The 11,795-nt window shown below is 38.7% G+C and carries 11 protein-coding genes; 6 read left to right on the top strand and 5 right to left on the bottom strand.

From position 1 onward, the window contains the following. The first annotated feature begins 9 nt into the window (after positions 1-9). Complete coding sequence (locus ACQK2H_RS10145; RefSeq protein ID WP_425391328.1) at positions 10-933, top strand: PorP/SprF family type IX secretion system membrane protein; 924 nt, start codon at positions 10-12, stop codon at positions 931-933. Here the strand turns inward: ACQK2H_RS10145 and ACQK2H_RS10140 are convergent. Together ACQK2H_RS10140 and ACQK2H_RS10135 are read right to left on the bottom strand one after the other, a co-directional pair. Continuing rightward, a complete protein-coding gene (locus ACQK2H_RS10140; RefSeq protein ID WP_425391327.1) occupies positions 924-1,271 on the bottom strand; it encodes a phage holin family protein in 348 nt (115 codons plus the stop codon). The genes ACQK2H_RS10145 and ACQK2H_RS10140 overlap by 10 nt on opposite strands. Positions 1,272-1,274: 3 nt before the next feature. Then, positions 1,275-1,790 carry a gamma carbonic anhydrase family protein gene (locus ACQK2H_RS10135; protein ID WP_425391326.1) on the bottom strand — a complete coding sequence of 172 codons (516 nt, stop codon included), beginning with the start codon at positions 1,788-1,790 and terminating at the stop codon, positions 1,275-1,277. Positions 1,791-1,870: 80 nt separating this feature from the next. Here ACQK2H_RS10135 and miaB point away from each other — a divergent pair, with 80 nt between their 5' ends. Genes miaB through secG form a run of 5 tightly spaced genes read left to right on the top strand, consistent with a single transcriptional unit; the run spans position 1,871 to position 7,900 of the window. Next, positions 1,871-3,328 carry a tRNA (N6-isopentenyl adenosine(37)-C2)-methylthiotransferase MiaB gene (miaB, locus tag ACQK2H_RS10130; protein ID WP_425391325.1) on the top strand — a complete coding sequence of 486 codons (1,458 nt, stop codon included), beginning with the start codon at positions 1,871-1,873 and terminating at the stop codon, positions 3,326-3,328. After that, positions 3,325-4,605, top strand: coding sequence for a sigma-54 interaction domain-containing protein (locus ACQK2H_RS10125; RefSeq protein ID WP_425391324.1), 1,281 nt, complete (start codon positions 3,325-3,327; stop codon positions 4,603-4,605). The genes miaB and ACQK2H_RS10125 overlap by 4 nt, the downstream gene beginning before the upstream one ends. Further along, positions 4,586-5,110 carry an LPS assembly lipoprotein LptE gene (lptE, locus tag ACQK2H_RS10120; RefSeq protein ID WP_425391323.1) on the top strand — a complete coding sequence of 175 codons (525 nt, stop codon included), beginning with the start codon at positions 4,586-4,588 and terminating at the stop codon, positions 5,108-5,110. The genes ACQK2H_RS10125 and lptE overlap by 20 nt, the downstream gene beginning before the upstream one ends. 39 nt (positions 5,111-5,149) lie before the next feature. Then, positions 5,150-7,519 carry a hypothetical protein gene (locus ACQK2H_RS10115; RefSeq protein ID WP_425391322.1) on the top strand — a complete coding sequence of 790 codons (2,370 nt, stop codon included), beginning with the start codon at positions 5,150-5,152 and terminating at the stop codon, positions 7,517-7,519. Further along, a complete protein-coding gene (gene secG, locus ACQK2H_RS10110) occupies positions 7,520-7,900 on the top strand; it encodes a preprotein translocase subunit SecG (RefSeq protein ID WP_425391321.1) in 381 nt (126 codons plus the stop codon). A gap of 1 nt (position 7,901) precedes the next feature. Here the strand turns inward: secG and ACQK2H_RS10105 are convergent, their stop codons facing one another. From ACQK2H_RS10105 to ACQK2H_RS10095, 3 genes are read right to left on the bottom strand one after another with little or no spacing between them, the layout of a single operon-like run. After that, on the bottom strand, positions 7,902-9,890 hold the full coding sequence (locus ACQK2H_RS10105; RefSeq protein WP_425391320.1) for a hypothetical protein: 1,989 nt from the start codon (positions 9,888-9,890) through the stop codon (positions 7,902-7,904). Next, positions 9,887-10,843 (bottom strand): DUF4249 family protein, encoded by a 957-nt coding sequence (locus ACQK2H_RS10100; RefSeq protein ID WP_425391319.1) that lies wholly within the window; start codon positions 10,841-10,843, stop codon positions 9,887-9,889. The genes ACQK2H_RS10105 and ACQK2H_RS10100 overlap by 4 nt, the downstream gene beginning before the upstream one ends. A 7-nt stretch (positions 10,844-10,850) precedes the next feature. Then, complete coding sequence (locus ACQK2H_RS10095; RefSeq protein WP_425391318.1) at positions 10,851-11,795, bottom strand: hypothetical protein; 945 nt, start codon at positions 11,793-11,795, stop codon at positions 10,851-10,853.

The following is an 11,795-nucleotide window of genomic DNA, read 5'->3' as shown; positions in this document are numbered from 1 at the left end:
TTTAGGACAATGAAAAAATTCACATTATCAATAGGACTTATAATCATAGCTGTTTGCGCTCTTGCGCAGCAGCGACCGGTTATGTCCACATATATGTTTAATGGGCTTGCGTTAAACCCTGCTTATGCAGGAAGCTTAAATATTCTCAGCGCCAGCTTCATACATAGAAAGCAGTGGATTAACGTTGACGGTGCTCCTACTTCGAACATACTTTCAGTACATAGTTCGTTCTACGGAAACCAAATTGGTTTAGGCATTCAGGCCTCACGTGATGTAATAGGTGTGCATGAAGAATCCGCACTATACCTAAGTGGCGCATATAAAATAAAAACGGGAGTAGGTATCCTGGCCATGGGTCTCTCGGGTGGATTTGATAATCGAAGGTCTGATTTTTCACAATTAAATGTGATCAACGAAGACGATGAGTTACTTACCGGAACCCCCACTCGATTTACTCCAAACTTTGGTACTGGCATCTATTTCGCCAATCCAAGAATGTACGTTGGAGTGTCAGTTCCATATATTTTAGAAAATAGCTTATATCAGGTTCAAGCTGATGGCACCACTTCTGAAGGTAGAGAAAGCAGGTATTACTATGCTACTGGAGGAGTCGTTTTTGATATCAACCGTAACATAAAATTCAGTCCCTCTGCTTTAATTCGTTATCAAGAACAAAGTAGACTAGGCTGGGACTTAAATGCTACTGTTATTTTTGATGGTATAGCCTATGCTGGAGTCTCCTATCGCAGCGGTGACGCACTAGTATTCCTTACACAGTTAATTCTAAATGAAAATTTCAGACTTGGTTATGCGTATGATGCAACTGTGAATGAGCTTAATAATCACTCCAGAGGTACGCATGAAATCCTTCTTAATTACCGAATCAAACTTCGGAATTATAAGAAAGATCCTCAATGTCCGGTTTACTTCTGACCGTCCTTACTCAAATCGGTGAGTAAGGCATTGATTAGTGACAATAGCAAACTAAATATCAGTGCCCACCAAAACCCATCCACATCAAATCCGGGTACAATGGAGCTTGTCATTAAAATGATTAATGCGTTGATTACCAACAGGAAAAGACCAAAGGTTACCACAGTAATTGGAATGGTTAGTATTATCAATAGTGGTTTAACTGTCGCATTGAGCAATGACAATAGAACCGCAATAATCACAGCAGTGATAAAGTCATCAATATAAACTCCGGGAAGTAAATAAGATGCGATAATCACTCCAATTGAGGAAAGAAGAATTTTTACTAATACATTCATAAGCTACTTTTCTTTAAACCATCCGGCGTACATGGTATAATTGCCGGCTATTCTACCTAACATTTCTTTATTCGCCGCATCCATACTCTTTAGTTTTTTACCAGGCACCCCTCCATAGACAGAATTTTCTTCAACCACCGTATTTGCTAGCACTACTGTTCCTGCACCAATTATGGAGCCTGCTTTAATTATGGCATTATCAAGGACAATTGCTCCAATCCCGATCAGCACATTATCCTCTATCGTACAGCCATGAACAACTGCATTGTGACCAATGGACACATTATTCCCTATTGTCGTTCCGGCCTTCTCATAAGTCCCATGAATAGTTACATTATCCTGAATGTTCGTGTTGTTTCCAATTCGGATATAATTCACATCTCCCCTGACTACAGCTCCAAACCATACCGTACAATTGTCACCCATTTCAACTTCTCCAACAATGGTACTATTGGGAGCAAACCAACAATCTTTTCCATACTTAGGAGTGTACCCTCTCACCTCTTGTATATGTGCCATGTTACGATTTTTGGCTAAATCTAAATAAAATCAATTCGATTAGTGCTGACAAAATGTCACAGCTCTTCTATCTTTGCAGCATGCAAGGATTGATAGCAGACATAGATTTACTTGAGGTAGAGAAAAATCAACCTGAATCATGCGATTACAAGGTGACAGAGGAAAATGCCACTGCAACCCAGCGCAAATTATACATCGAGAGCTATGGGTGTCAGATGAATTTTTCCGACAGTGAGATTGTAACATCCATATTAAAAAAGGAAGGATTTGGCACCACCTCTTCTCCAGAGCATGCAGATGTCATTTTAATAAACACCTGTTCCATTCGTGAAAAAGCAGAACAGACAGTAAGAAACCGTCTCAATTTCTTCAATGGTGTCAAAAAGAAGAACAGGGATGTAACCGTAGGTGTACTTGGATGTATGGCAGAACGCTTAAAATCCAAACTACTTGAAGAGGAAAAGATCGTTGATTTAGTGCTGGGACCTGATGCCTACCGAGATTTACCAAAGCTTGTGAAACAAGCCGAAGAAGGCGAAAAAGGAATCAATACGTTTCTTTCAAGAGAGGAAACCTATGCGGATATTTCACCTGTAAGATTAAACTCCAATGGAGTAACGGCCTTTATTTCAATCATGCGAGGATGTGACAATATGTGTTCATTCTGTGTGGTGCCTTTCACCAGGGGGCGAGAAAGAAGTCGGGATCCTCACTCGATCGTCAGAGAAGCGCAAGAACTCTTTGATAAAGGGTACCGCGAGGTAACGTTACTTGGCCAGAATGTAGATTCTTACAAATGGTCAGCGATTGAGAACAACAAAGCACGACTTAACAAAAAAGATGATGTAGATGAGATTGTCAATTTTGCCAATCTCATAGAGATGGTAGCTCAGGTAGATCCGGACTTAAGAGTCAGGTTTTCGACCTCACATCCAAAAGATATTACGGATGAAGTACTATACACCATGAAGAAGTACGAAAACATTTGTAATTACATCCACCTTCCTGCACAAAGTGGAAATTCAAGGGTGCTTGAATTAATGAACAGAACCTATTCCCGAGAATGGTATATCAACCGAGTAGATGCCATCCGAGACATTCTAGGAGAAGAATGTGGAATCAGCTCAGACATGATCGCCGGATTTTGTACTGAAATAGAAGAAGAGCACAAGGACACGTTGACCCTAATGGACTATGTGAAGTACGATTTTTCATACATGTTCTTTTATTCAGAAAGGCCAGGCACTGTCGCAGCTAAAAAATACGAAGATGATATTCCTTTAGAAGTTAAAAAGCGAAGATTACAGGAAATCATCGATAAACAACGTGAAATATCATTGGAACGAAACAAACTGGATGTAGGCAAAGCATTCAAAATTCTGGTAGAAGGGACAAGCAAACGATCCGACAAGCAAATGCAGGGGCGGAATTCGGCAAACAAGGTGATCATCTTTGAAGGAAATGTGCCTAAAGGCTCCTATGTAACTGTAAAAGTTACCGATTGCACACCTGCTACATTATTTGGAGAGTTGGTATGACTTTGAAAATAGATTCAGAAGTACAGGCTATAAAACAGCGTTTTGAGATTGTTGGTAACTCCGACAAACTTAATAATGCCATTCGTGTAGCCATGCAGGTAGCTCCAACAGACATGAGTGTACTGATCTCAGGTGAAAGTGGAGCAGGAAAAGAATCATTTTCAAAGATCATACACAGTCTTTCTCATCGTAAGCATGGTCAATTCATTGCCATAAACTGTGGAGCCATACCTGAGGGTACCATAGATTCAGAATTATTTGGTCATGAGAAAGGCGCCTTCACAGGTGCCACGGGAGATCGTAAAGGATATTTTGAAGTAACCAATGGTGGTACCATTTTCCTGGATGAAATAGGAGAAATGCCTCAAAGTACACAAGCTAGGCTATTAAGGGTGCTTGAAAACGGTGAATTCATCAAGGTAGGGTCATCGAAAGTTCAAAAAACTGATGTACGTGTAATTGCTGCAACCAATGTTGACTTACTTGATGCAGTAAGTAAAGGTAAATTCAGAGAAGACCTTTACTACAGACTAAGTACTGTTCCCATCTATGTGCCTGCCCTACGTGAACGTGGAGATGACGTGGTTTTGCTTTTCAAGAAGTTCGCCTATGATTTCTCAGAGAACTATAAAACAGCCCCCATTAAGCTAGCAGATGATGCCAAAGAATACCTCAAATCTCATCGATTCCCGGGTAACATCAGGCAATTGAAAAACCTGGTGGAGCAAATAAGTGTATTAAGTGTAGAAAGAGAAATCTCACTCGAGCAGCTTCAAAAATACCTTCCACGGACTGGAAGTAGCCTACCTGCATTGATCAACAAAGAAGAATCAAAAGATAACTTCACCGAAAGAGATATACTATACAAAGTACTCTTTGATATGAAGTCGGACATGGCAGAGCTTAAAAAGCTTGTTTTTAAGATGCTGGATGGTGATGATAACGATGAAGAGATACTTGAAGACCATAAGTCACTTTTTAAAAATATAGATTCTTCACACGCTCAATTGGATGAATACAAAGAAGAAAATCCATCAGTTGATGAGCCAACACTTGTAATCGCTTCCAATCAGGATGATTATGACTCAGAAGTAGAGGACATTACACATGAAATGGAATATGAAGATTCACTATCACTGGAAAAGAAAGAGAAAGAATTGATTATCAAAGCCTTAAGAAAGAATAATAATAAACGAAAGTACGCAGCTGAGGATTTGGGCATTTCGGAACGAACTTTGTACAGGAAGATTAAGCAATATGAACTTGAGAATCTTTAGTCTTCTTTTCTTACTGGTAGCCATAGGCTTGAGTAGCGGCTGTGGCGTCTATTCATTTACCGGAGCATCTATCTCACCTGATGTAAAAACAATATCCATTGGTACTTTTTACAATAATGCACCACTTGGTCCATCCAATATGAGCGTATTATTCACGGAGAATATCAAAGACTATTTTCAGCAAAATACCAGTCTGGAGCTTGTCGATAATAATGGCGATTTACAAATAGAAGGATACATTGCTAACTATACCATTACTCCAGTGGCAGCAACAGCAGGTAGTCAGGGACAGGCTGATTTTTCAGCATTATCACGTATTACCATCACTGTTTCAGCATCTTATACAAACGTCAATGATCCCACTTTTGACTTTGACAGGACCTTCTCGTTCTTCAAGGACTATGATAATTCCATAAACCTACCGGCTAATGAAGAAGCATTCGTTGAAGAGATATTTGACCAAATAGTACTAGATATCTTCAATGCTTCCGTTGCAAATTGGTGATTTTGCTTAATTTTAGCTTAAACACCGACATCATTACCTGTGAATAAAACCGAACTAATAACCTTTCTAAGAGATCCGGGAAAGCTATCTGGCCCCCAGCTTGACAAACTTGAGGAGATAGTCAATGAACATCCCTATTTCTTAAGCGGTCGGTTGTTGCTTGCAAAAGCAAGCAAAGAGCAAAATCACCCTCAAACAAAAAAAAGGATAGCTTCTGCAGCTATTTACTCAACCGATCGGATTTTATTAAAAAAGTATCTTTCCGGCAATCTGTTCTTTTTGAAAAGACCATCAGAAGTTGTCGAAAAACCTAAAGCTGAAAAGGTCGAAAAAGATCCTGCCGAACAAACGGAAAAAGCAGCCAATACTCCTACCAAGACACCCCAAGCTGATATCAAAAAGCCATCAGCCCCTGAGGATAAACCAAAACCGCCTACCAAAAAAGCCAGTGAACCGGACATTGCTCCACCAAGCAAATCGGAAAAAGCCAAAGAAACTAAGAAAGAGGCTCAGTCTGAAAACCTTAAGAAGAAGCCTTCAAAACCGCAACCACAGGTACCTGGAGTCTCTAGTGGCGAATTAGATTCAATCCTGGAAGAACTCCAACATGACCTGGAAAATCTAAAATCATCTCGCGAAAAGTTCACTAAGGTTCAGGATAAAATCGAAGAAGACGATGCGGTTTCAGCAGCTTTAGAAAAAGCAACCGGAAAAAGTGCTAAGCCGGATAAAGACCCTGAAGTTAAAACCAGTCAATCCGTAGATACTGATAAAACCGAAGAAAAGGAAACGGAAAAAGAAACATCTGTAACTGACCAATCTGCAGAAGAAACGAAAGATACCTCGGATTTAGATACAGAAAAGCTTATTGCTGAAGCTAATAAGTCTGCTGAAGAGATGAAGAAATCAGCAGCCGCTATCAATGAGCAGTTAATAGCAGCTGCGAAGAAAGCCAAGGAAGAAGTAGCGGAAGAAGAGCAGGTTGCCAGGAAACAGCTAGAAAGTAAGGAGGAAGAGGAGACTAAAGAGGAAGCGGCAGTTAAAGAATCGAAAGAAATTAAAAATAAAGAGGAGACTAAGAAGAAAGACGTTATTGAAAAAGAAGGGTCTTCTGAAAAGATAGAAACTGATTCTAAACCAGAAGATTCAGATGATAAAGGGGCTGATTCTAAACAAGTAGCTAAACCAGATAAGGAACCAAAAGAACACCCACCTACTCCGAAGCAAGAAAGCGCAACTTCTTCAGATGAAAAAGATGTTTCATCTGAAGATGAAAGAGCAGAGCGTGTTATTAAGGAGCCTAGATTCTCCAGATTCCAACTTAGAAGCTCGTTTAAGCCACCTGAAGATTTGGATACAAGTTTCCTCGATATGGATGATGAGGATACAGGAAATAAGAAGGAAGAAAAGAAAGAGGCTTCTAAGAGTGATGACTACTCAACTGTTAAGAAGTCAACGGATAAAATTATAGATAAGAAAGACTCACCTAAAGATTCGGGTAAAGAGGAAAAAGCAGAGGATGCCAATAAAGAAGACAATACCGACTCTGATAAGGTGGATCAAGACATAGCTTCAAAAACACCTGCTACTGATAAGGAAGAAGAGAAGAAGGCCGAAGAGAAGAAGGCCGAAGAGAAGAAGGCCGAAGAGAAGAAGGCCGAAGAGAAGAAGGCCGAAGAGAAGAAGGCCGAAGAGAAGAAGGCCGAAGAGAAGAAGGAAGAAGACAAGAAAGATGAAGAGAAGAAGGGTGAAGGAAAGGCAGTAGCGGAACAGAAGGTCGAGGAAAAGAAAGAACCGAAAGCAGAATCACAAGAGGAAAGTGATGATGAAAAGTCAAAAATCAGACTACCAGACCTATCGAAAGCACGACCTGTCAAACGAAAAAATCCGCGAAGAGTAAAGTCAATAAAAGATCAGGTTATAGCTGAAGACAAAACAGAAAAACCACAATCAAAAAAAGACGATAGCAAAGAGGTAGAAAAGAAAGAGAAATCAAAGGCTACACCAAAAACGACAGAGAAAAAGTCTGGTCAATCAAAAAAAGCAGCGCCAAAAAAAGAAAAAGCTAAGAAAACAAGTAAAGAAAAGACTACCTCTAAGTCTAAGTCATCCAAAAAGGATGAAAAAAATGAAGATGACAAATCTGATCAAAAGGATCCTCAAGACATCATAGACAAGTTTATCAAGGAGTCTCCTACTATCAAGTATCAAAGAAAAGAGGATATGAAAGCGGAGGACCTTGCTGAGAGGAGTGCTTCATGGGATCCTAACCTCGCATCAGAATACCTGGCTGAGATTTACCTTCATCAGGGAAATAAAAAGCGTGCAATTGAAATCTATGAGGCATTAAGCTTGAAATATCCGGAAAAAAAATCTTACTTTGCGGACTTAATTTCAAAGATTGAATAGATGTACGGAATAATTGTAACCCTGATTGTAATAGTAGCTGTGTTGTTGATCCTTGTTGTGCTTGCACAAAACCCAAAAGGTGGTGGGCTATCCAGTCAATTTGGTGGATCAGGTACAACCCAACTAATGGGGGTTAAAAAAACGGGAGATCTTCTTGAAAAACTAACCTGGGGTTTTGCTATCGCACTATTGGTTCTATCCGTATCTACTAACTTTATCCAACCGGATGTAGATCAGGACGTTTTGAGCAGCCCTAACATTGATAATGCTCAAACTACACAACCGGTAATTCCTCAAGGAATTCAGCCAGCTGATGCAAACAGCTCTGATCTTGAAGGGCTTACTGGTGAGACTAGTGCTACTGACTCTACTAGCGAATAACCTATTTATTTAATTGCTTTTCGGAGAAATAATCTATCCTTCCATCTTTTCCGATGGTTTGAATATAGATTTTGTATTCTTCTTCAGCTAGCAATTTATCTTCATAATCATTGCGATTGATTCCGAAAAACAGTGTCGATTCAAATGGTTTAGTTACTGGATTCTTTTGCTCAAAATGATGATACCCTGTAAATGGCATGAAGTTGTTCATTCGCTCATTTGATTCAGTGTAATTACTAGAACTAGAGACAACCGCTAGTATTCCTTTGCTGAAGCTGTTCCCAAATTTTCGTATTGTCTCATCATTAAAAGCTACAAGTACAGAATCAATTTGATCAAACGAGAGATCAAAAAGCTCTGATTCGTCCCTAATCGCTCTGTTATTATGAATAATTAGCTGAGGTTTCTCGAATGAGCCATTAAATCCATTGTAAACATTAACAGATTTTGAACCTTTATCCTCAACCACAGAAACATTCATCACCGCCTCTTTGATAAAATCTTCAAAGTCTTCAAGTCTCACATAATCATCTGACTTAAAAGTCATATCAAAAGAATAGTCCTCCCAGAAGTATGTCTTAAATCTATCCTGATTGTAAAAGGTCGACAAGGCATATTTAAACTCCAATTGATCATTGATGTAATCGTCGGTTACGTTTTTATCATAGAAAGAAACGGTAGGGATATAAGAAAAATCGACGTTCTCATCCACCTCAATGACTACCTTATCCGAGATATCTTTTAAAGACTTATTCTCTACAACTGAAAAACTCACATAATCTTGACCAACAGGAAAAACCAAATCAATCAAAAACTCACCTGAGTTATCCAAAGGCACTGAGAGGTCAAGATCGTTCTTGAAAAAATGAAAAATTATACTTGAATTGCTAATCAGATCAGTTGCCCCTTCTACCCTTCCCTTCAATTGAATATTTTCCTCAGGATAGTATTTAATTTCAACTTTTTTTTCTGCTTTCAAAATGCTCTCCCATTCCTTCAGTGAATATTTTGAAAATGAATCCAACATCGATTCAGATGTTAATTCTTCGAAGCTCTGCATTTCGGTATTTAGAGATCTTGGTAACTTATAAAATAGTCGATAAACATGTTTCATTAAAGCCTGTGATCTTGTATAAAAAGGTTCTTGATCATAAACTGCAATCCAGGTAAGACTATTATTCTCCAGCTTGGAGTTAAGCGTTCTTTCTAAGAAATCAGTGCTTGGTTGATTAGATCCTTCTAAATAAAAACATTTGATTACTACCACTTCTTTATCTCCAATTAATATCAATTTTTGAAGGTTTCCTTGAAATTTTTCTTTAGCTATTCCAATATTCGTCCTACCCTGTTTAAGATCCACTTTTGCAACGAATTGAATACCTCTCAGTCCCTCACTCACAAGAAAATAAGAACCCGCAGTAGATAAATTATTAAATTCTAAAAAGACCTTTGAATCGGTGTTGTTGAGCGTGATATCCACCTGATTATTCAGAACAGGCATAAACTCAGATTTTTCATAATCAACCTTCCTGCATACAGCTTTTGGAGCATCAAGTGTATTTTGAATATAAAGAGGTAAACGATGAGCGTATTGCTCTACCTCAAAATTTTGCATGAATTTGGTATGAACCACCAACTGATAATTGCCAGTAGGTATGTCTGTAGGAAGGCTAATTTGATCATTTACGATACCACTATCCAAACGCAATGCATATTTGGTCGAATACTCATCTGATTCATGAATAAGCTCCAAATAGCATACTTTACTTAGAGTGGTAGGTAAGTGATATTGATCAAATATGATAGCACTTAATTTGATGCTTTCACCGGTGAAGTATATCTGTCGATCCGTCGCAACAAAGGAATACTCTAACGGGTTGTTAAACTTATAGTCACTATAAGCATCTATGATAGCAGCCTCGTTTAAACCTTGACTATAGCCTTTTAGGAGACCGAGTAAACAAACCGTATATATTATTATTCTTTTCATATTATTACTTCCACTGTGGCAGATGACTGAGCCACTGCTCTGAAAATTCCTACAACTTCATTTTCACAGTCTTCGCATTCTATATTTCCTTTTAGTTGAAAAGGATAAGTATCGAAAACAAGGCCATTATTATTTGTTAGACGTTTGATTTCTTTGAAATATTGATAAGACTTAGGGGTCAATGTTTCTTGTACTATTTCAAAGTCAGTTATCCAAGATTGTTCCAACCTGCAACATGGGTTTTCTACACACAGTATTGACTGATTAGGTTCAGAGGGACATGGGGGAGATCTGTCATAAAACTCCCAGGGAAGATTGAGACGAAAGCCAACAGGGATAGTAACCGTTTCAGTACAATTGGTCTGATTGGTACACGAGTGTAAAACGTAATCATCAAAGTTCACCTCTTCTCTTTCTAACGTTACCGGGCTTAGATAAGAGTATTTAAAAGATAGCTTAGAATAAACTTCGCGTGATGGTGGAGGTATTACCGCTAGTGCTGCTGTTCCATCTCTTTCCATGATAACATTGAGTGCTGAAAGACGTCTCTCAATTGTATCTCTTGAAATAACACTAAATGCATAGGGGGTTGATATGAGTTCATAATCTGAACTTAAAACGGTTCCATTACTGGATTGAGCTTCCAGCTTGTAGGACTGCCCTGCGATTCCATGAAAGTTAGGGTCTGCAGGAAAGTATTTATTACAATCGCTATTGTATTGAAAAGTATAATTCTCCCCTTCGTTATTAAGAATAGAAACCGCCAAATCGGTGATTGGAATTAGCTCTCCCTCTGCATCAAGTTCATTAACTATAACATAGGATTCACCAGCTTGGGTAGATACTTTTCCATCCACAACTACTAGTGAACGCTGTTGAACCCCAAACTCAAATGGTTCAGCGCATGATAGCAGGCTCAGCATGGTCAATATGGTAAGCTTATATTTAATCATAATATGCTTAAAGCATAATTTCTAGCTTTTTGGATGTTTCAGCGACTGCTCTAAAAAGTCCTACTACTTCATGATCACAGTTTACGCATTCAATATTCACCTTTAAAGGAAATGGATAGGTATCAAATACCAATCCATCATTTTCACTTAACCGTTCTACCTTAAGCCAATAATCATATACTTCAGGAGTTATTGATTCTGATATTACCTCCATCAAAACCGGCCAATTCTCGCGGTATTCACAGCAGACATTGGGGCATTGTTCAATAATATTCGTGATTTCTGGTGGTGGAACGCAATCAGCTAAAATAAAATACCACTCATCTTTTAAGGTTAGGCCAACTGGTAACTTGGTTGAGTCGGGGCAGTCATTGTTTAAACAGGAGTACAGTGTATATTCTTCAAAATCATTTACCTCTACAGTATCTTCCGTGAAATAGTCTTCATAAAAATATCGGTACTCAAATTTGCTGTACAACTCGCTTCGTGCAGGTACGGTTACATAAACAGCGGTACCTGTCTTATTTATAAAAATCCCTGCATTTAATATCATAATGGATGAATCGCTCGTGAATAATTCAAAGTCTACTGGCTCGTAAATAGCATCATAAGCTGATTCAAAAAGCACCTCTCCTTCACGTGATGCGATAAATTTGTAAGCCTTACCTATTTCTCCTCTAAACCCTTGTGATAGCGGTCTATATGTTGAATCAATTGAATAACTAAACGGATATTCGACTCCAGAATCATCAACAATAAAAACATCTAAGTCACCGCTTTGCTGAACCTCTTCATCTCCATTAAGCGAATAGATTCTAACATATGACCTCCCTTGAAGGGTAGAAACTTTTGCATCAATTACCTCAACTGTAACTGAGTTTATTTCAAAGCTATAGGGCTCGGCACATCCGATTAATATTACAAAGGACAATATGGTAATTGCTCTATTCAT

Origin of the sequence: Ekhidna sp. (assembly GCF_965228795.1) — a bacterium.
Taxonomy (GTDB): domain Bacteria; phylum Bacteroidota; class Bacteroidia; order Cytophagales; family Cyclobacteriaceae; genus Ekhidna.
Note: the sequence above shows the minus strand (reverse complement) of the source record. Positions and strands in the feature narration are given on the sequence as shown.